Genomic DNA, 20,300 nt, shown 5'->3' with positions numbered 1-20,300 from the left:
TAGGGAAAATGGCTTGCATACACCGGCGTTATGCGATTCACGACATTCCCGGGCGATTTGCCCTGTCAGATTCGAGTCATTCGGGCAAAGGGGGCAGGCCCCTGCCCTATTCATTATCCGTCTTATGCCGCAAGGCGGCCTGACGCACCATCAACCCGACAACCAGCAAGAACGCCAGAAACATGAAGCTACTGCTTACGCTCAGGCTGGCGCTGATCGCACCTTTATAGGCCTGCGTTACATCTCCATGCGTGGCGGGAGAAAGCGTCCGGATCGCGGCCATACCTTTTTGCAGGAATGCGGGCACGTCGATCCTTTCTGGCAGTGCCCGAAGCCGGTTCTGCAGGCCCAGCGCCATCACGCCGCCCGAAAGGGCCACGCCAAGCGAGCCCCCGAGCGAGCGGATGAAGGACATCATGGCCGTGGCAATGCCGAGTGAACCCGTGGGCACGGCATTCTGGATCATGACGGTTGCATTGGGCATGCCAATTCCCATGCCCACACCAAGACACCCCAGGCTGAGCAGGAAGAACAGCGCAGGCGCGCCGTGATGGGCACAGATCGCGATCAGGGTCAGTGCCATGAATTCGATACCAACGCCGATGGAGAGCAGGAGCGTGTAGCGTTGCGTCCTGGACGAAACATATCCGCCCAGCACCGAACTGACCATCATCGTGCCCACCTGTGGCAGCATCATCAGGCCAGATGTCGCTGGCGTCTCGCCAAGAACAAGCTGATAATACAGCGGCAGGAAGATCATCGACCCCATCATGGCGAACGACATTATCCCGGTCGCGGCGACGCATACGGAAAAAGTCGGGATACGCAGCAGGTCCAGGCTGATGAGCGGCTCCGGCGCACGCCGCTCCTGCCGGATGAACAACCCGAACAGGAGCGTTGTGGCCCCGAGAAGGAGAAAGGTGAGCGGCGATGTCCATGCCAGGGTGGTACCCAGCGCATTGAACAGCAGCAGGAAGCCAGCCGTGGCAATGCTCAGGAGGGCCGCGCCGGGATAGTCGATGCCTGGCCTTGCCTCGGTCCGGCCAACAGGCAGGCTCAGCATGATCAGCCCGAACGCGAGGAGCCCGATCGGCAGGTTGACAAGAAAAACCCATCGCCAGGACAGCGCACTCGTCAGCACCCCGCCCAGAAATGGCCCCGCGACACTGCTGACCGCAAATGCCCCGGTAAACAGCCCCTGATAGCGACCCCGCTGCCGGGGGGACACCATGTCGCCAATCACCGTCTGTGATAGCGTCATCAGGCCCCCTGCCCCCACGCCCTGAAGACCGCGGAAGAAGATCAGCTGCCACATGCCCTGCGCGATTCCGCATAGCAGCGAGGCTGCGAGAAACGAGCCGATGCTGAACGCCAGCAAGGGCCGCCTGCCGAACATGTCGGACAGCTTGCCATACATTGGCGTGGCGATTGTGGAGGTCAGCATGAACGCCGTCACGACCCAGGACATATGTGCAAGACCACCAAGGTCGCTGACAATCGTGGGCAGTGCAGTCGAGACGATGCTCTGGTCGAGCGCACCCATGACCATGGTCAGGATCAGGCCGATGAAAACAAGTCGTCGGGTCGATGGGCTATAGGCAGATGCCGTCTCTGCCACGGAAGATGACTGCACGAAAAAATCCTGTGATGACAAAAAATGGGCCGTATGTCGTTCATGACGAACGCCTGCGCTCCCGGTTGCTTCGGTTATCATGGCAAGGCAGGCTCAGGGCCAGCACACTTTACGGCATCCAGAAGATAACGGTAGCTGCGCGGCAGGAGCCTCGCGGCAGCGGGTCGGGATCGACCGACGGCAACAGGGTGCCATATCGACCTTCTCGAAATCCGGGTCACTGATCGGCAGTTTTGCCCGGGCAAAGCTTCAGCCTGTCGATCAGCCAGCGACCCGCGCGCCCCGGCGGCTCGGCCGTGGGATAGACGACTGTCATGGGCATATCCACGCCCCCCTGCGAGATGTTCTCGATGCGGAGTTCGACCAGTCGGCCACTGTCGATATCGGCCTGGACGGTGTGCGACGGCATCCCGCCCCAGCCCAGGCCACCCAGAAGAAAATGATGCTTGGCATACAGATCCGCCAGTCGCCATGTCAGCGGGGACATGATGCCACGCTCCTTGCCGGCAGACAGTTCGGTCCGGTCGGTCAGCACGAGCTGGACGTGGCGGGCCAGTTCTTCCCGGGGAATGATGCCGTCAATCCGCGCCAGCGGATGGTCGCGGGATGCCACGATCATGAAATGGATGCCTCCCAGCGCTTCGCTGGACATGGAGGCGGGCAGATCAGGCAGGGGCCCCGCAATGCCGATGCTGGCCCGCCCATCGAGAAGCGGCTGGAACACACCACCAAGAGCCTCGACATATAGCCGCAGGGGCGTGTGCGGAAAGGTCTCGCGGAACCCGGTCGCCACGGCCGTGATACGGTCCATCGGAAAGAACACATCCACCACGACTGACAATTCGGGCTCCAGCCCCGATGACATGCCCTTCGCCCGCGCCTTCATGAAGTCCACATTCGCAACCACGCCACGCGCATCGGCCAGTAGCACCCGGCCTGCGGGGGTCAGTTGCGGGTACCGGCCTGCCCGGTCAAACAGCACGAGCCCCATCTGCGCCTCGAGTATAGCGATCATCTCGCTGACCGCTGATTGCGACCGGTGCAGCAGCCGGGCCGCCGCCGAGAAGCTGCCCTCATCGCTGGCGGCGATGAAGGTACGCAGTTGATCCAGTGATACGCCGTCCAGCACAGGACTCTCCCGATCCATCGCTACAGCCGGTATTATATATCGGAATATAGCAACTTTATAGATGGATAAATCCATGGGACATGCTGAACCCTGTTCTCACTTCATAACAGAAAAGCCCTGTCCAATTTCCCTGCGGAGATGACCATCATGAAGATCCTGCATATCGATTCCAGCATTCTCGGCGCCCATTCGGTCAGCCGCCAGCTTTCGGCTGAAACTGTTGCGCAGCAGAAGGCAGCCCACCCGGGCGCCACTGTCACCTATCGGGATCTTGCCGCAAATCCCGTGCCCTATCTGACGGGCGAGCATATGGCGGCCTTCCAGGGCGCGCCGGTAACGGATGCCGCACTTGCCGATGACCTGGAGACCGGCAATGGATATATCGATGACCTTCTGGCCGCCGACATCATCGTCATTGGCGCGCCGATGTACAATTTCTGCGTTCCCGCCCAGCTCAAATCCTGGATTGACCGCGTCGTCGTCGCCGGCAGGACGTTCCGGTACGGCGCGACAGGTCCCGAAGGTCTGCTACCGGAAGGCAAAAAGGCGTTCATCATCTCGACACGTGGCGGGATCTATACCGGGAACAGCCCGGCCGCTGCGCTGGATTACCAGGAAAAGTATCTTGGCGCCGTCCTCGCTTTCATTGGCCTGACGGATGTCACCTGGATACGCGCGGAAGGACTGTCACTGGGGCAGGACGCAAAAGACGCCGCCATCGTGCAGGCGCAGGACGAAATTGCCGGTCTTCCGGCCTGAATACCCTTTATATCCCAAAGGAACATGCCGCATGAACAAACGTCATTTCGTTACCTCCGCCCTTATGGCGGCAGTCGTATCCGGTGTGGTTTCACAGGCTTCCGCCCAGCAGGTTGCCAGCACCGATCCATCGGTGGTGAAGGCTGGAACCTACAAGGTCGAGCCCTATCACACGCAGGTCGGCTTTACCCTCTCGCATATGGGCTTCAGCAATTTCTCCGGTTTTTTCACGGGCGCATCCGGTTCGCTCACGATTGACCCTGCCCATCTTTCAGCCACCAGCCTTGATGTCACCATTCCGGTGCAGTCAGTCGACACCACGGTGCCGAAGCTGGATGGCGAGTTGAAAAGCGCGCAATGGTTCGATGCCGGCCAGTTTCCCAACGCGACGTTCAGGTCGACCCGGGTTGTCCGGACCGGTGCGAATACCGCCAACATTACCGGCAACCTGACCCTGCATGGCGTGACAAAGCCGATAACACTCAAGGCCCGTCTGATCGGCAGCGGCACCAACCCGCTCGACAAGATGTTTACCGTAGGCTTTGAAGCAACGGGCACGATTATCCGCAGCCAGTTTGGTATCAAACAGTACGTGCCGCTCGTGGGAGACGACGTGACGCTGACGATCGCCGGCACATTCGAGCTTCAGCAGTAAACAGAAGCCAGCGCCAAGCTGTGCTGAACGACAGCCGCACCTGACGATCATCGGCCTCCTGGCGGGTCATGGCGGCAGTGGTGCGGCTGTCATGCCCGGACCTGCCGGGCCGTGACCGGTTCGACATTGCCGGGCACAAATACTTACAACGCCGTGCAACCTGAAGCTGCGCGGCATTTCCAGGCCGGTGACGCCCTCGTTTACGCCCGACGTCGAGGCCGCCGTAGCCCATGGCCATGCACCAGCCCCGTGGCGACGGGAGCCTGCCGGTAACTTTCTTCATTTACATGGCACACAATACCGTCCTTGCGGGCAAGGCGGCCTGCCGTAGCACGCGGCATCCACTTGAAAAACGTGCCTGATCACACCGCAATTCCCCCTTTACACCCGCCTGCAAGCGACTGGCAGCATGGACCGCCACGCCCCCCGGAAAAAACAGGGGCACGAGGCCGGTCAGCCCGGACAAACAGCGACTGATCGTTGACGGGACGGAGTTTGGGCAGCTTTCTTTGGCGGCCCGCGTGTCGCAGCGGGGATGCATCGCCCTGATCTGTGCCATAATGGCGATGGGGGCGCAGGATTGTCCGTGCATGGCGTGGGCAGGCTTTGCAGGCAGGCATATGGCGAAAGCATGCCCCTTCGCGCCGATACAGTAACAGTTGCACGATAAAATTAATTTTATTGCAAATAATAATATAAACAACCTTTCATTAAATATTTAAAATAAATAAGACCCTGAATTGTAATGAAAATTATTTTAAATCTTATCTGTTCATACTTTGTAAAAAAACGCTGTATCTGTCGTTCAGGCACAGCCCGCGGATTCATGTGGGCCCGTCCATCACCCATCCTGCTGGAGTGTTTCTGTCATGCCCCCTGTGCTGCCTGAATATTCCTGACCTGCGCCTGCGCGCCGGAGCGATCCGGCCAGGCATGTTGCGCCATCATATCGTGCAGACATCCGCAATCAGGCCTGCATGAAGCCATCATGCGCTCTTTCCGGGCGCATATGGCAGTCAAGAATACCGTAAACGCAATAAAACCGCATGCGTACACTCATGCGGTTCTTTGTAATACAGGGAATTGTCCATCCCATGAATGCCATCGTAGTCACTGCACTACGTCGGCCCTATACCTTTGTGGTGCTTTCGATCCTGATCGTGGTCTTTGGCATCATGTCGGTATGGCGCACGCCGACGGATGTGTTCCCCAATATCCGCATTCCGGTCGTGTCCGTCGTCTGGACCTATGGTGGCATGCTGCCTGAGGAATTCGCGGGCCGGATCATCTATAATTACGAGCTGATGGTGACCTCGACTGTCGAGGGCATCGAACATATGGAAAGCAGTTCGTATTACGGGCGCGGAATCGTCAACATATACTTCCAGCCCGGCACCGATATCGGCAAGGCGGAAGCCGAAGTCACCGCCATTTCACAGACGGTGATCAAGCAGCTGCCCGAGAACATTCCATCCCCCATGGTCATGAGCCTCGATGCCTCATCCGTGCCGGTGCTGACCCTTCAGGTCACGTCGGATAAACAGACCCCATCCGACCTGTTCAAGCTGGCCATGATCCGCGTGCGGCCGCTGCTGGTGACCGTGCCGGGTGCGGTGGTGCCGCAGGCCTATGGCGGCATGGACAGTTTTGTCATGGTGGCGCTGAACCAGCAGCAGCTCCAGGCGCATCACCTCTCGGCCATGGATGTGCAGAACGCCCTGCGCGGGCAGAATATCGTGCTGCCCGCGGGTGACCAGAAAATCGCGGCCACCGACTGGATGGTGCAGACCAACGCCACCCCGCGCTCGATGAAGGAACTGGGCGATATCCCGGTCAAGCGCGTGGGCAATGCCGTGATCTACGTGCATGACGTGGCCGAGGTCTATCGCGGCGGCCACCCGCAGACCAACCTCGTGCTGGTGAAAGGCAAGCAGGGGGTCGAGATCGTGGTCATGAAAAGTGGCGACGCCTCGACGCTGGATGTGGTCGCGGGCGCCAAGGCGCTGCTGCCGCGCATCCAGAAACTGCTGCCGCCCGATGTCAAGGTGAGCATTCTGGGCGATGCCTCGGTATTCGTTAAGGATTCCATTTTCGATGTGGTGCGCGAGATGCTCACCGCAGCCTTCCTGACCGGCATGGTGGTGCTGCTGTTCCTTGGGTCATGGCGGCCCACTGTCATCATCGCCACCTCCATCCCGCTGGCCATACTCTGCGCCATCATCGGGCTGCACTGGGCGGGGCAAACCATCAATGTCATGACGCTGGGCGGGCTTGCGCTGGCAGTGGGCATCCTGGTCGATGACGCCACGGTGATGATCGAGAACATCGACGCGCATCTTGAAATGGGCAAGACGCTGGAACCCGCCATCATCGATGCCGCCAACCAGATCGTCATCCCCACCTTTGTCGCCACCACCTGCATCTGCATTGTCTGGCTGCCGCTGTTTGGCCTGAGCGGCGTTGCGGGCTGGCTGTTCATGCCCATGGCGGAGGCCATCATCTTCGCCATGATCGCGTCGTTCATCCTCTCGCGCACGCTGGTGCCGACCATGGCCAAATACCTGCTGGCAGGCCACAGCGTGGCGGGGCATGGGGATTCGCACCACTGCCAGCCGCAGGTTCACAACCTGCAATACCCCAAGCGCCTGCCTGAGCGCTTCCAGCAGGCGTTCGAGCGGGGGTTCAATACCTTTCGTGAGCGGTATGGCGCCCTGCTCGGGCGCGCCATCGCGCGGCGGGGGCGGTTCGTGGCGATCTTCCTTGGCGTATCGGTCGGCTCGCTGGGGCTGTACCTGATCGCGGGGCGCGACTTCTTCCCCGAGACGAAATCCGGCACGCTGCAGATGCACATGCGTGCCCCCCTTGGCACCCGTATCGAGGTGGCGGGCCGCGAGGCCTCGCTGGTGGAGGACCGGGTCAACGCACTGTTCCCCGGCAAGGTGGAAAGCATGATCGAAAACTGTGGCCTGCCTGAAGGCGCGCATAACCAGGCTTTCATCCCCACGCCCACCATCGGCACGCAGGACTGTGACATCACCATAGCACTCAAGGACGAGGAAACCCCGGTCTGGGATGACCGCGCCATCCTGCGCCGTGATCTCTCGGCGCGTTTTCCCGGCACGGTGTTCACCTTCCAGCCTGCCGACCTGACGGCAAAGATCCTGAATTTCGGCTCACCAGCGCCCATTGACGTGCAGATTTCCGGCCCCGACCTGCGTGACAATTACGACTACGCCCGCCTGCTCGTAAACCGCCTGCGCGCAGTCCCCGGTGCCGCTGATGTCGTGATCCAGCAGACCATGAAGACACCGACCCTGTTCGTGCAGGGCAACCGCACCTTCGGCCAGGCCACCGGCATGACGGAGGCCGACCTTGCCAATAACGAACTCATGACCCTTTCAGGCAGCCAGACGGTGGACCCGCAATACTGGCTCGACCCAAGCACGGGCATCACCTTCCCGCTCAACGTGTATGTGTCGCAGGACCAGCTGACGCATTTCAACAATCTCATGACCATCCCGGTCGACAAGGGCGATGGCGACCCGCAGGGGCGGCACATGCAGTTGCTCGGTGGCATCAGCGATGTCAGCGCCACCGGCACGCCGGGGCAGGTCTCGCACTTCAATTCCATGCCTGAGGTTGACATCTATGTCTCCGCCGAGGGGGCGGATCTGGGTCAGGTCACAACCGGCGTGCAGCACGTGCTGGACCAGACGCGCGACAGGGTGCCCTCCACCGCCGCCGTGGTGGTGCGCGGCCAGACCGAGACCATGCGCCATGCCTATATCGAGCTTGTGTTCGGGCTGGTGGTGTCGGTGCTGCTGATCTACCTGCTCATCGTGGTCAACTTCCAGTCCTGGCTGGACCCGTTCATCATCATCTCGGCCCTGCCCGCAGCCCTTGCGGGCATCGCCTGGGCGCTGTTCCTGACCCATACGCGCCTGTCGGTGCCAGCATTGACGGGGGCCATCATGTGCATGGGTACGGCCACGGCCAACTCCATCCTTGTCGTCTCGTTCGCGCGTGAACGGATCGAGGAACATGGCGATGCGCTGCGCGCAGCGCTCGAGGCGGGCTATGGCCGCATCCGCCCCGTTCTGATGACGGCACTGGCCATGGTGATCGGCATGGTGCCAATGGCCATGAGCAATTCGCAGAACGCGCCATTGGGCCGGGCCGTGATTGGCGGCCTGCTGGTGGCCACCGTGTCCACGCTCCTGTTCGTGCCCTGTGTTTACGCAATCCTGCATAACCGCGCCCCCCGCAACCGCGAGGAACTGAACTGATGTCCACCCGGGAATCCCGTAAGATGCTGATGCTGGCCGGCGCCACGATCCTTGTGGGCTGGTGCGGTTACCTGCTGGTCGGGCGCATCCACCATGCCACCGCCCTGCGCCATGATGCGGCGGTTGCTTCCGTGCCTGATGTGATGGTCATCTCGCCCCATAAGGAGGCCCGCCATGTCAGCCTCGACCTGCCCGGCACGGTCGAGGCGTGGTACCAGGCCCCCATTTACCCGCAGGCCTCGGGCTACGTGCATATGTGGTACAAGGACTACGGCGCCCGCGTGGCGGCGGGCGACGTGCTGGCCGAGATCAATACCCCCGGCCTCGATGCCCAGTTTGCCCAGGCGCAGGCTGACCTCCAGTCCTCGCAGGCCAAATACGACCTTGCGGTGGTCACGGCCCAGCGCTGGCGGCTGATGGGCAAATCGCAGGCGGTATCGGGCCAGTCGGTCTCGGTACAGGACGCCAACGAGAAATCGGCCTCGGCTGATCTGGAAGCCGCGCGCCACAACCTTGACCGCTACGCCGCCCTCGAGCGCTTCAAGGTCATTGTCGCCCCCTTTGATGGCGTGGTGACGGAGCGCGACATCAACGTGGGCGACTACGTGCATGAAGGCGGCGGCAATCTCAACGCCACGGGGGCGGCCAGTGAACTGTTCAGCGTGGCCGATACGCACCAGATGCGGCTGTTTGTCTCGATACCGGAGAACATGTCCTACATTCTCCAGCCCGGCCTGCAGGCCACCGTGCGGGTGCCGCAGTTCCCCGACCGCACGTTCGAGGCGAAGTTCCTGACCGTATCGGGCGGCTACGACCCCGATACCCGCACCAGCGTGAGCGAATTCGTGATCGACAATTCCGACCACGCCCTGTGGCCCGGCACCTTTGCCGCCGTAACCCTGAGCGCGCCCGAACAGGCGGCCCACCAGAGCATTCCCACCGGTGCGCTGGTATTTCAGGAGCACGGCATGCAGGTGGCCGTGGTGGATGGACAGGGCCGCGCGCATTTCCATGACATAACGGTAGGCCGCATGGGCGATGGAGCGACGCAGGTGCTCTCGGGCATAAACCCCGATGACCGGATCATCGACAACCCGCCCGCCGACCTGCTGGAAGGCGAGCGCGTGCATGTGGTCCAGCCCGCTGCCGGATACAGCAACGACACCGATGAAAAGGACGATGAATGATGGCCCCCACCATTCGCCGCCCCACATTCATGGGGGCTGCCTGTGCCGTATCGCTGCTGTCACTGGCGGGGTGCGACCTTGCGCCCGCCTATCACGCGCCGCATTACGTCATTCCCGCTACATGGCAGGGCCAGGCCCCGTTTGGCGTGGCCCGCCCGATGGATGACACCATTCCCACGCAATGGTGGCAGAGTTTTGCCGACCCCGAACTTGATACGCTGGAAGAGGCGGCCATGGCCCATAACGGCGACCTGCAGGCCGCCAGCGAGCGCTTTTTGCAGGCACGCGCCATTGTAAGCGAGGCGCGGGCCGACCTGCTGCCGCATTTTGGCGTGGCCTTTGGCGGCAGCAACAACAAAAGCTCGGCCGAGCGGCTGTTCCGCTACAAGGGGCCGATTACGGATTCCGATGAGTTCTATGGCGGCATGGCCTCGTGGGAGCCGGATTTCTGGTCCTCCATCCGCAACCGCGTGCGCCTGCAGAAGGATTATGCCCAGGAACAGGCCGCGCAATACGCCGCCGCACGGCTGAGCCTGCAGGCCGAACTGGCCAGCGATTACTTCACCCTGCGCGGGCTGGATGCACAGGCGGCGATCTATACGCAGTCGATCCGCTATTATGAGGAATCCCTGCGTGTGACCCAGACCCGGCTGGCAGACCAGGCCGCCTCCCGGCTGGATGTGGCGCGCGCGCAGAACCAGCTTTACACCACGCAGGCCCGCCTGCTCGACATTCAGGCCCAGCGTGAGGTGATGGAACATGCGGTGGCGGTTCTGGTCAATGTCGCCCCCTCATCCTTCCATCTTGCGCCTGATGCCCACCTCAACGCCACCCGCTTCGCGCTGTCCGCCCCCCTGCCCTCGGACCTGTTGCAGCGCAGGCCCGACATTGCCATGAGCGAGCGCCAGATGGCGCAGGCCAACCGGGCCATTGGCATTGCGCGCGCCGCGTTCTACCCACACGTATCCTTCCAGATGAACGGCGGGTTTGATGATAACGGCTTCAACCTTGCCAATCTGGCCAACAGCATGTGGTCATATGGCGCCACCGTGACCATGCCGGTGTTTGAAGGCGGGCTGCGGCGCGCGCAGTTGCAGCAGAGCTGGTCCGCCTACCGTGAAACACGCGACCATTACCGCGTGACCATTCTCAACGCCTTTCGCGATGTGGAGGATGGCCTGTCGCGCACCAACCGGCTTGATGGCGAAAACGGCCGCCTGCGTGCCGCCGTGGGGGCTGCCAGCCAGACGCAGGACATCACCATGAACCTGTATAAGGGCGGCCTTGCCACCTATCTCGACGTGCTGATCGCGCAGGTCAGCACGCTTGATGCCCGCATACAGCAGGCTGAAATCCAGACCCGTTACCTGCAGGCGCAGGTTGGCCTGATCCGGGCCTGCGGCGGGGGATGGAACGCCGCAAGCCTGCCCGCGCCAGACAAGCTCTTCTCGGTAGACCCGCTACAGTATACCGGCCTGCATAACGCACGCCCCGCAGGAGATGTGCCGCCGCCCCACAGCCACGGCCCCGACCCGGATGACAACCTGACCGGGCCAGTCCTCTCGCCACATACCAGCCCATGAAAACAGGGCATGCAGGGGGAAAGGACGCCCCTGCATGCCCCGGCTGGAAACAGGCTCAGGAAAATTTTTCCCCGACCATGTCCTCACTTTTTGCCCACAGCGCTTCGGCCGGATCACGGGCGTCGGCATCATAATGCCGCGCCATACGAAAACCGGCCTGGTCGCCTGACAGGACCGGCAGGATGACAGACCGGCGGCCCCTCATTTTGCTTCGATACAAAATTACTTTGTATTCCGCGCATATATAAATCATAAAAAATATAAGATAAGTAAAATTATTCACGAACTTGTGTTATTCATGAATTAAATCTTTCCCATTCGTAAATCGATACACACCTGTTCCGGACAACCGAACCCGCGGCCCAAAACGCCCGGGAGGGAGAGCAGATAATGTGTGTCATCACGACATGCGCCAAGAACGAGAACAGGTCTGCAATAACATGGAACAACCTTCCTGCCCAAATCAGGCTGCTGGCCGTTATGGTGGGAATGCTGTTCATCGGTTGCATGCTCACTTCTGAAGTATTGGCCCAGACAGAAACCGCCAAGACCGCCTTTACAACCCATTACGAACCCTCCGCCTTTCCCATGACGGAAAGCGGGCAGGTGGCGATCGGCCCCCTCGTGCCCATGCTGACCGCCTCCCCCCACCTGTTCGGGGACTGGGGCGGCATACAGCCATGGCTGACAAACCGGGGCATATTCCTCAATGTCACCATCAATGAAGAATATATGGGCAACATTACCGGTGGCAAACAGCGTGCCAATGTCCTGGCCGGTCAGGTCGCCGGTGCGCTGGACATAGACTGGCAACGCCTGGCAGGAATTCCATCCTTCTGGACCCATATGCTGGTCATCAACGGGCACGGAAACAGCCTGTCCAACGCCATGGGGGATTCCGTCACCAATCCTGAAGAAATCTATGGCGCGCGCGGCAACGTGGTTGCCCACCTGGTGGACATGTATGCCGACAAGGGTTTCCTGCGCGACCGCATCATCCTGTCGGTCGGTGTCATACCGACAGGAAGTTTTTTCAATCAGGATTACCTTGCCTGTTCGTTCATGAACGTATCGGTGTGCGGCAATCCCGCACCCTCCAAATACGTGCCGGGCGGACGGGACTGGCCCTCGGGCAACCTCGGCGCAGTCCTGCGCGTGCGCCCCACGCTGCGGACCTACATCATGGGCGGTGTCTTTGCCGTCAGCCCCCATGCCTATAACGGTGGCATATCGGGCTGGGCGCTGGGGCAGGACGGGCTGGGCAAGCTTTCCTCCCAGGTCGAGATCGGGTGGAGCCCGTCTTTTGGCAGGCATCACCTGCTGGGGCACTACAAGATCGGATACTGGTATGACAATTCCCGTTATCCCAACCTGTATGCCGACATAAACGGCAATTCGTTCCAGGCGACGGGCCTGCCGCGGCGGTATGAATCCGGCATGAACGCGGCATGGCTCATGTTCAACCAGATGATCCACCGCAGCGGAGAGGGGCTTGCGAACGGCCTGATCGTGATCGGGGGTGTTGACTACACGCAGGGCAGCCAGGTGGCCATGCGCGACCATGAATGGATCGGCCTGCTGCAGAGCGGCACGCCCTGGGGCCGTCCGCTCGATCAGATAGGCGTCATGTTCCAGTACATGGAAATGAGCCACACCGTGGCCCTGCAGCAGGAATCCTCGCTTGCACTCGGCCTGCCCTACCTGCCCAACCAGTGGGGCGCCGTTTACGGCATTCAGAGCCATGAAAATGTATGGGAAGCCTTCTACAGCATCCACGTCGCGCGTGGCACGGCCTTCCAGCCGGATTTCCAGTACCTCCAGCGCCCGGGTGCCACAACCACCTTCCATGATGCGGCTGTGGTCGGCTTCCAGTTCACCACCAATCTGTGAACCCTGCCATACAGTAAAAAAAATACCGGACATATGAAACGTTACTGCAAATAACAATAAAGGAATGCAGCATGACGGAATACGTTGGCGCGATAGACCAGGGCACGACCAGTTCCCGGTTCATGATATTTGACCGGAAGGGAACCGTGGTTTCCGTCGCGCAGAAGGAGCACCGCCAGATCTATCCCAAACCCGGCTGGGTCGAACACGACCCCATGGAAATTCTTGAAAACACGAATGAAATGATTGGTGCGGCCATGGCCCGCGCCAATCTGGGCGCGGCCGGCCTGGCATCGGTCGGGATCACCAACCAGCGCGAGACCGCCGTGCTGTGGGACAGGACAACAGGCCAGCCGCTGCATAACGCCATCGTCTGGCAGGACACGCGCGTGGACCAACTGGTCAGCGATTATGGCCGTGACGGGGGGCAGGACCGTTTCCGCACCATTACGGGCCTGCCTCTGGCAAGCTATTTTGCCGGGCTGAAACTGCGCTGGCTGCTCGATAACGTGGAAGGCGCGCGCGAGAAAGCCGAAAGCGGTCAGGCCCTGTTCGGTACGATAGACAGCTGGCTTTCATGGAACCTGACGGGCGGGGTGAAGGGGGGCATTCACATTACCGACGTGACCAATGCGTCACGCACCCAGCTCATGAACCTGAAAACCTGCGCGTGGGATGAGGGCATGCTTGCAGCCTTTTCCATTCCCGCCGCCTGCCTGCCCCGCATCGTTCCCTCCTCGCAGGTTTACGGCACGATCGTCATCCCCAGCCTGCAGGGCACGAAACTTGCCGGCATTCTGGGCGACCAGCAGGCCGCCTTGGTGGGGCAGACCTGTTTTGCACCGGGGGAGGCCAAGAATACCTATGGCACCGGCTCGTTCCTGCTGATGAATACCGGCACCGAGCCGGTGCAGTCCAGGGCAGGACTGCTGACAACGCTCGCCTACCAGTTTGGCACGGAAGAACCGCGCTACGCGCTGGAGGGCTCCATTGCCATTACGGGCGCGCTGGTGCAGTGGCTGCGCGACAACCTGAAGCTGTTCGACCTGGCAACACAGATCGAGCCGCTGGCCCGCAGCGTGGCGGATAATGGCGGGGTCTATATCGTTCCCGCCTTTTCAGGCCTGTATGCGCCGTACTGGAAGGAAAATGCCCGTGGGGTCATTGTGGGGCTGACCCGCTATGTCACCCGCGCGCATTTTGCCCGCGCAACGCTGGAGGCCACGGCCTTTCAGGTGCGCGATGTGGTCGCCGCCATGGAGGAAGACAGCGGCATCATACTGCGCAGCCTGAAAACGGATGGCGGCATGGTGGCGAACGAACTGCTGATGCAGTTCCAGGCCGATATCCTGAACGTGCCGGTCGTGCGGCCGAAGGTGGTGGAAACTACCGCACTCGGTGCGGCCTACGCCGCCGGCCTGGCCGTGGGTTACTGGAAAAACATCGATGACCTGCGCGCCAACTGGGAAGTGGACCACACCTGGCAGCCAACCATGCCGCCGGAACAGCGCAGCCGCTACCTGGGCTGGTGGAAGAAGGCAGTAGAGAAATCCTTTGACTGGGCGGAATGACCCGCCCCTGAGCACAGACAAGGAAACAGGCCAATGAACAGGGAATTCCTGGGCGAGCTGATTTCTGAAGCGCTTGCCGTATTCATCATCATCGCCTTTGGCGATTCCGTGGCGGCGATGTATCTCCTCTATGATCCAAGTCCTTACCTGCAGGCCTATTGGGGGGTGTGCATTGTATGGGGACTGGGGGTGACCATTGCCATCTATGCCACCGGATCCGTATCGGGCACGCACGCCAACCCGGCAGTCACGCTTGCTCTGGCAACCTACCGCGCCTTTCCATGGAAAAAGGTGGTGCCCTACTGGGCTGCACAGGTCGTGGGGGGCTTTTTGGGGGCTGGGCTGGTTTACGCGCTGTATTACCCCGTCATCAACCACTTCAATGACATCCACCAGCTTGCGCGCGCGGGCGGTGGCGGGGCGGGCGTGTTCTTTACCGCGCCGGGGGCGGGCATAACCCTATGGCATGCCTTCAGCGATGAAATCATCCTGACCGCCATACTGGTATTCGGCATTTTCGCCATTACCGAACAGTATAATGAAATGGCGCCGGGTGCCAATTTCGGTGCGCTGATCATAGGCTTTCTGGTCGCGGCCATTGGCGCGTCCATGGGGTATCTGGAAGCATGGGCCATCAACCCGGCCCGTGACCTTGGCCCGCGGCTGTTCGCCTATATGGCCGGCTGGCATGAGGCCGCCCTGCCCGCAGCCGGCCATTACTGGTGGGTGCCCATTGCCGGGCCGCTGATCGGGGGGCTGGTTGGGGCCACGGCCTATGAATACCTGGTCTTTCCCTTCCTGCCCGCACAGCTGCGTGCACAGAAGGCCCTGCAAAACAAGGTCGAGGCGGAAAGCGTTATCATCGGGGAGTAGGCTGCCCATACAATCCTGCCCCTTCGGATCCGGGGCAGGATTTCCAGGGCGGGATACGCTCCGGCTGGCGTTTTTTTTCTGTTTGGGAGCGTTAGAGACAGTTTGAAAAGTTAGCTCAGAAAACATCCAGCAATCATAAGGAAGTTTTTGGTGATGCTTTTTTCAGAAAGCTTCGAAGAACGCCGCCTTTTGAAAAAAAGGCGGCGCCCAGAAACTTCTATCATTTTTTATCAATGAGTTGTTTTCAAACAGTCCCTTAACCAGCAGCGCGTTTTCTTCCGGTGATGGAAAAGCGCCTGAATGCGCCGGGCTGTCGCCAGACGGGTTTTCACGCTTCCCACCCCGGTGCATTCATGCACCGGGGTGGGACAGGGTCAGGAACGGAACGCATCGAGCACCGGGTTTTCCCCGCTTACAGGCTGCATGGGGAACGTCGATACGGGCATGGGGTCGACGACCGCAGGCAGGCCTTCCCCCGCCACGCGCAGGCATAGCGCCAGCGACAGGGCCCCGGCATCGGGGTGCCCGAGGCTACGCGTGCCGTGGGTGCGGGCACGGCCCATGCGCGGCAGCAGGTCACGCGTGGCGTCCGCCGCCTTTTGCGCCGCATCCGCTGCCGCCTGCCATGCATCGCGCAGGGCGCGCCCCTGGTCGCACGCACGTTCCAGCGTTTCGACAAAGGGCACCAGCGCATCCATGAGCGTCTTGTCGCCAACCCGCGCCCGGCCCAGTTGCATGATGCGTTCCATCGCGTACCGGGCGCCATGAACCAGTTGCGGCGCATCGGGTACCGACACATCATCCAGTGCCGTGCTGAAAGCCCGCAGGCCTTCGCCCCACAACGCGCCTGACGTACCGCCTGCGCGATCAGCCCATGCATCGGCTGCCGCCGCCAGCACGGTCGCGGCCCCTGCGTGGGCGTGGGCTGCCTGACGGGCCGCCTGGGCGGCTGCCTCCGAGCCGCGCGCCATGCCCTGCCCATGGTCGCCATCTCCGGCCACGGCATCAATGCGGCCCAGTTCACCCTCCGCCGCGGCCAGCGCCTGTGCCAGTCGCGCCATGGTTTGCGCCACGCACAGGCCGCCACGCTGGCCAGCCTGGGTTCCGGCCTGCGCATAAACAACAGGGGGCTCGTGTTCCATCACGCTGTCAGTGGCGTCAGGCTCACCCGTAATGCCTGCATGGCGCAGGACGGCGGTTTCAACCGGCGCGCGCCAGTAGCGCTCCAGTTCCTCATCCAGCCATGTCATGGTCAGGGAACAGCCCGCCATGTCAAGGCTGGTCACATATTCCCCCACCAGTGGCGCGATCACGGTCAGGCCCGCCTGCGCCAGCAGGGGGGCCAGCGCCTCCCACAGCACAAACAGTTCCTCGTGCTTGGTGCTGCCCAGCCCGTTGAGCACGATCGCAACCCGGCGGGGCGCGTCAGCGGGCAGTTCCTTCAGAATGCGGTCAAGCAGCACGTGCGCCAGTTGCGCGGGTGGTGGAATGTCCTGTTCATCTATGCCCGGCTCGCCATGCACGCCAAGGCCAAGCGCCATGCGGTTTTTGGGCACATGGAACAGCAGGTCCGCCTCACCGGGCAGGGTGCAGCCTTCAAACGCCACGCCAAAGGTGCGGGTCTGGCGGTTGGCGCGCAGGCCCACTGCCTCGACCGCATCAAGGTCCAGTCCGGCTTCCGCTGCTGCGCCGACAATGCGGAATACCGTCATGTCACCCGCAATGCCGCGCCTGCGGGCCATGTCGCCCACATCGGCGCTGGCCACGTCATCGGTGGTGGCCAGCAGGCGGGTATCGATCCCTTCGCGACGCAGGCGCTCGGCTGCAATGCCGAAGTTCAGCACGTCGCCCGCATAATTGCCAAAACCCAGGATCACGCCCCCGCCGCGCTCGGCCCGGCGCGCCACGGAATAGATGGCCTGGGTGGAAGGCGAGGCGAAGATGTCGCCCGCCACCGCCGCATCGGCAAAGCCCGTGCCGACATAGCCGTTAAAGGCGGGGTAGTGGCCCGAGCCACCCCCCACAACCACCGCCACCTTGCCCGCCCGGCCCGGTTTTGCCCGCACGACCCCACCGCGCACCATGCGCACGAGGTCGCGGTGAACAAGGCTGTAGCCATGCAGCGCGGACTGGGCGAATTCAGAAGCATTGCCGCAAATTCTGGTCATTTGCATATATCCTCAGCTAACAGGAAACGTCGCAGCAGGGCGTGGTCATGCCTCACGGTGCAGGTAGCGACGCGCCAGGGAATCAAAGGAGATGGCCAGCACGACAATCCCGCCGCTGACCACTGACTGCCAGTAAGGCGAGATGCCAAACAGCACGATGATGTTCTCGATCATGCCGATGATGACGGCGCCCAGCACCGCCCCCACCGGGCTGCCCAACCCCCCCGTGGTCGCAACGCCGCCAATGACGGCAGCCGCGATGGGGGCCAGCACCCATGTATCGCCAATGGAGGGCTGCGCCGTGCCCAGGCGCGCCACCATCAGGATGCCGGCAAGGGCTGACAGGAAGCCTGCCGTGGCGAAGGCGGCGATGCGGATGGCATCCACCCGCAGGCCCAGCATGCGGGCGGCCTCGGGGTTGCTGCCAATGGCATAGACGTAGCGCCCGAGCGGCGTGCGCACCATGACAAACGCCACCACGCCGAGGCAGGCCAGCAGCACGAGGAAGGGCACCGGCACGCCATAGACCAGCCCCCGGCCCAGGAAAGAGATGTCAACGGGCACGCCGGTGATCGCCACCCCCTTGGTCGCCACAAGGATCGCGCCGCCGTACACGCCCGCCATGCCGATGGTCAGCACCAGCGAATGCAGCCGCAGCTGCGTGATCAGCACGCCATTGAGCATGCCGCACGCCGTGCCCAGCAGCAGGCACAGCACCAGCGACAGCCACGGGTTCAGCCCCGCCTGTACCATCAGCATGCCGCCCGTAATGCCTGCCAGCCCGCCAATCGCGCCGACCGACAGATCAAGCTCGCCAAGGATCATCAGGATCGACTGCCCGATCGTGACCAGCCCGATAAAGGCCAGCGCCCGGGCCATGATCATCATGTTGAAGCCGGTCAGGAAATGCGGCGACAGCAGGCAGGACACGCCAAAGATCAGCACAAGCGCCGCAATGACGCCCCCAAGCGGGTTGCGCATGCAGCGTGCGGCCAGCCTGCGCAGGGGCGGCAGCCGTGGCGGAGTGGGCGGCGTGGTGGGGAATGTGGTTTCAAGCGACATGACGAACCTCCGGCGCGCCGATAATCGCGCCCACAAGTGTATTGATGTCGGTCGTGGCCTGGTCGAACGAGCCGGTGACCCGCCCGGCATGCATGGTGATGATGCGGGTGGCGCAGCGTTGCAGTTCCGCCATTTCTGATGAGACGAGAATGATCCCCACCCCCTCCTCCGCCAGTTGCTGCATGATGCGGTAGATCTGGAACTTCGTGCCGATATCGATGCCCTTGGTCGGTTCATCAAAGATCAGCACGCGCGGCCTGCGCGCCATGGCGCGGCCGATGATCGCCTTCTGCTGGTTGCCGCCCGACAGGTACATGATCTTCTTTTCCGCCGATGACGTGCGCACATCGAAGCGCTCGATGGCATCGGCCACCACGCGCCGTTCCCGGCCTGATGAAATGACGCCACCGCCCATGATCTGGTCCATGACCGATACGGCAATGTTTTCGCGCACGCTCAGCAGCGGGAAAATGCCGTGGTGCCGCCTCTCCTCAGGCAGGTAGAGCATGCCCATCGCCACGGCCCGGTCCGGCCTGCCGCGCGGGATCTCGCGCCCGTCCAGCACGCACCTGCCTGCCGTTGCGCGGTGGTAGCCAAACATGGTCTGCATGAGTTCGGACCGCCCCGCGCCTACCAGCCCGGCAAAGCCGAGTATCTCGCCCCGCCTCAGGGTGAAGGATGCATCCGTAAAGCCGGGACCGGACAGGTGCGCCACATCGATGATGACATCCTCCGTTGCCGATGCAACACCGGGCTGGAAGCGTTCATCAAGCTGCACGCTGTTGCCGGACATGAGGCGGATCAGCTTGCCTTCATCAAGTTCCGCCATGGGATAGGTACCCACGCTGCGCCCGTTGCGCAGCACGGTGACCGTGTCTCCCAGCGCGAAAATCTCCTCCATCCGGTGCGACACGAACACGATCGCGCAGCCCTCGTCGCGCAGCGTGCGCAGGATGGAAAACAGGTGTTCCGTCTCGCTCGAGGTAAGCGAGGATGTGGGTTCATCAAGGATCAGCACCCGGAAATCCCCGGCGCTGGCCGCGCGCGCGATCTGGAGAAGCTGCTGGTCGGGCACGCTGATATGCCCCACCTTCTGCCCCGGTCGGGCATGCATGCCAAAGCGGGTCATGAGCTTCTGCGCCGCCGCTTCCATTGCCGTGCGTGATACGGTCATGCGCCCGAAACCGGATTTGGCGAAGGGCATGAACATGTTTTCCGCAACCGTCATGGTGGGAAACAGGCTGAGCTCCTGCGGCACGTACGCCACGCGGGCAAACAGGGCGTGATCGGCCAGCGCGTCCTGGCCTTCAATGTCCACGCGCCCCGCATCGGGGGTGACGAGGCCGGTCAGCACCTTGATCAGCGTGGATTTTCCCGCGCCATTTTCCCCTGCCAGGATATGGACCTTTCCCGCTTCCAGCGTCAGGTCAACATGGTCCAGCGCCACAACGCCGGGATAGGTCTTGCGCAGGGATGAAACGTGGAGAACCGTCATGGTCGTTAC

Annotated in this window: 15 protein-coding genes; 8 read left to right on the top strand and 7 right to left on the bottom strand. The window is 61.9% G+C overall.

The annotated features are described in order from the left end of the window. Positions 1-106: 106 nt before the first annotated feature. Entirely contained in the window at positions 107-1,633 is a 1,527-nt protein-coding gene (locus OQZ28_RS04635; protein WP_458135307.1) for an MDR family MFS transporter, read from the bottom strand. 217 nt (positions 1,634-1,850) lie between these two features. Next, a complete protein-coding gene (locus OQZ28_RS04630; RefSeq protein WP_458135306.1) occupies positions 1,851-2,762 on the bottom strand; it encodes a LysR family transcriptional regulator in 912 nt (303 codons plus the stop codon). Positions 2,763-2,909: 147 nt separating this feature from the next. Between OQZ28_RS04630 and OQZ28_RS04625 the strand changes: the two genes are divergently transcribed. The 5 genes from OQZ28_RS04625 to OQZ28_RS04605 all read left to right on the top strand — a co-directional run bounded on the left by OQZ28_RS04625 (position 2,910) and on the right by OQZ28_RS04605 (position 11,232). Beyond that, on the top strand, positions 2,910-3,521 hold the full coding sequence (locus OQZ28_RS04625; RefSeq protein ID WP_458135305.1) for an FMN-dependent NADH-azoreductase: 612 nt from the start codon (positions 2,910-2,912) through the stop codon (positions 3,519-3,521). A 31-nt stretch (positions 3,522-3,552) separates the two neighbouring features. Further along, positions 3,553-4,176 (top strand): YceI family protein, encoded by a 624-nt coding sequence (locus tag OQZ28_RS04620; RefSeq protein WP_458135304.1) that lies wholly within the window; start codon positions 3,553-3,555, stop codon positions 4,174-4,176. A gap of 1,094 nt (positions 4,177-5,270) precedes the next feature. Beyond that, entirely contained in the window at positions 5,271-8,462 is a 3,192-nt protein-coding gene (locus tag OQZ28_RS04615; RefSeq protein WP_130731530.1) for an efflux RND transporter permease subunit, read from the top strand. Further along, positions 8,462-9,649, top strand: coding sequence for an efflux RND transporter periplasmic adaptor subunit (locus tag OQZ28_RS04610; RefSeq protein WP_130731529.1), 1,188 nt, complete (start codon positions 8,462-8,464; stop codon positions 9,647-9,649). Before OQZ28_RS04615 ends, OQZ28_RS04610 begins: the two co-directional genes overlap by 1 nt. Then, the gene (locus OQZ28_RS04605; RefSeq protein ID WP_458135303.1) at positions 9,646-11,232 is read left to right on the top strand and encodes an efflux transporter outer membrane subunit; all 1,587 of its coding nucleotides are present in this window, start codon (positions 9,646-9,648) and stop codon (positions 11,230-11,232) included. Before OQZ28_RS04610 ends, OQZ28_RS04605 begins: the two co-directional genes overlap by 4 nt. Positions 11,233-11,287: 55 nt before the next feature. Here OQZ28_RS04605 and OQZ28_RS04600 read toward each other — a convergent pair whose 3' ends face one another. Next, the gene (locus OQZ28_RS04600; RefSeq protein WP_458135302.1) at positions 11,288-11,515 is read right to left on the bottom strand and encodes a hypothetical protein; all 228 of its coding nucleotides are present in this window, start codon (positions 11,513-11,515) and stop codon (positions 11,288-11,290) included. A gap of 107 nt (positions 11,516-11,622) precedes the next feature. Here OQZ28_RS04600 and OQZ28_RS04595 point away from each other — a divergent pair, with 107 nt between their 5' ends. The 3 genes from OQZ28_RS04595 (at position 11,623) to OQZ28_RS04585 (ending at position 15,566) form a co-directional block, all read left to right on the top strand. Next, on the top strand, positions 11,623-13,122 hold the full coding sequence (locus OQZ28_RS04595; RefSeq protein ID WP_130731526.1) for a carbohydrate porin: 1,500 nt from the start codon (positions 11,623-11,625) through the stop codon (positions 13,120-13,122). A gap of 71 nt (positions 13,123-13,193) precedes the next feature. After that, positions 13,194-14,693: a glycerol kinase GlpK gene (gene glpK / locus OQZ28_RS04590; protein WP_130731525.1), complete on the top strand. Its 1,500-nt coding sequence runs from the start codon at positions 13,194-13,196 to the stop codon at positions 14,691-14,693. Positions 14,694-14,726: 33 nt separating this feature from the next. Further along, a complete protein-coding gene (locus tag OQZ28_RS04585) occupies positions 14,727-15,566 on the top strand; it encodes an MIP/aquaporin family protein (RefSeq protein ID WP_458135301.1) in 840 nt (279 codons plus the stop codon). A gap of 162 nt (positions 15,567-15,728) precedes the next feature. Here the strand turns inward: OQZ28_RS04585 and OQZ28_RS04580 are convergent, their stop codons facing one another. From OQZ28_RS04580 to OQZ28_RS04565, 4 genes are read right to left on the bottom strand one after another with little or no spacing between them, the layout of a single operon-like run. Next, positions 15,729-15,917 (bottom strand): hypothetical protein, encoded by a 189-nt coding sequence (locus tag OQZ28_RS04580; protein ID WP_458135300.1) that lies wholly within the window; start codon positions 15,915-15,917, stop codon positions 15,729-15,731. Between the two features lie 23 nt (positions 15,918-15,940). Beyond that, the gene (locus tag OQZ28_RS04575; protein ID WP_458135299.1) at positions 15,941-17,734 is read right to left on the bottom strand and encodes a dihydroxyacetone kinase family protein; all 1,794 of its coding nucleotides are present in this window, start codon (positions 17,732-17,734) and stop codon (positions 15,941-15,943) included. Between the two features lie 45 nt (positions 17,735-17,779). Next, positions 17,780-18,796 (bottom strand): ABC transporter permease, encoded by a 1,017-nt coding sequence (locus OQZ28_RS04570; RefSeq protein ID WP_130731522.1) that lies wholly within the window; start codon positions 18,794-18,796, stop codon positions 17,780-17,782. Continuing rightward, positions 18,786-20,291: a sugar ABC transporter ATP-binding protein gene (locus tag OQZ28_RS04565; protein WP_458135298.1), complete on the bottom strand. Its 1,506-nt coding sequence runs from the start codon at positions 20,289-20,291 to the stop codon at positions 18,786-18,788. The genes OQZ28_RS04570 and OQZ28_RS04565 overlap by 11 nt, the downstream gene beginning before the upstream one ends. Between the last annotated feature and the right edge of the window lie 9 nt (positions 20,292-20,300).

Source organism: Komagataeibacter sp. NFXK3, assembly GCF_054182245.1.
The sequence above is the reverse complement of the archived record's forward strand: the minus strand, read 5'-3'. Positions and strand labels throughout refer to the sequence as shown.

What these genes read in the sequence shown, in the direction of transcription:
- glpK (WP_130731525.1), top strand. Translation starts at nt 13,194, where the DNA reads ATGACGGAATACGTTGGCGCGATAGACCAGGGCACGACCAGTTCCCGG.
- OQZ28_RS04610 (WP_130731529.1), top strand. Translation starts at nt 8,462, where the DNA reads ATGTCCACCCGGGAATCCCGTAAGATGCTGATGCTGGCCGGCGCCACG.
- OQZ28_RS04570 (WP_130731522.1), bottom strand. Translation starts at nt 18,796, where the DNA reads ATGTCGCTTGAAACCACATTCCCCACCACGCCGCCCACTCCGCCACGG.
- OQZ28_RS04625 (WP_458135305.1), top strand. Translation starts at nt 2,910, where the DNA reads ATGAAGATCCTGCATATCGATTCCAGCATTCTCGGCGCCCATTCGGTC.
- OQZ28_RS04615 (WP_130731530.1), top strand. Translation starts at nt 5,271, where the DNA reads ATGAATGCCATCGTAGTCACTGCACTACGTCGGCCCTATACCTTTGTG.
- OQZ28_RS04585 (WP_458135301.1), top strand. Translation starts at nt 14,727, where the DNA reads ATGAACAGGGAATTCCTGGGCGAGCTGATTTCTGAAGCGCTTGCCGTA.
- OQZ28_RS04580 (WP_458135300.1), bottom strand. Translation starts at nt 15,917, where the DNA reads ATGCACCGGGGTGGGAAGCGTGAAAACCCGTCTGGCGACAGCCCGGCG.
- OQZ28_RS04605 (WP_458135303.1), top strand. Translation starts at nt 9,646, where the DNA reads ATGATGGCCCCCACCATTCGCCGCCCCACATTCATGGGGGCTGCCTGT.
- OQZ28_RS04565 (WP_458135298.1), bottom strand. Translation starts at nt 20,291, where the DNA reads ATGACGGTTCTCCACGTTTCATCCCTGCGCAAGACCTATCCCGGCGTT.
- OQZ28_RS04575 (WP_458135299.1), bottom strand. Translation starts at nt 17,734, where the DNA reads ATGACCAGAATTTGCGGCAATGCTTCTGAATTCGCCCAGTCCGCGCTG.
- OQZ28_RS04620 (WP_458135304.1), top strand. Translation starts at nt 3,553, where the DNA reads ATGAACAAACGTCATTTCGTTACCTCCGCCCTTATGGCGGCAGTCGTA.
- OQZ28_RS04595 (WP_130731526.1), top strand. Translation starts at nt 11,623, where the DNA reads ATGTGTGTCATCACGACATGCGCCAAGAACGAGAACAGGTCTGCAATA.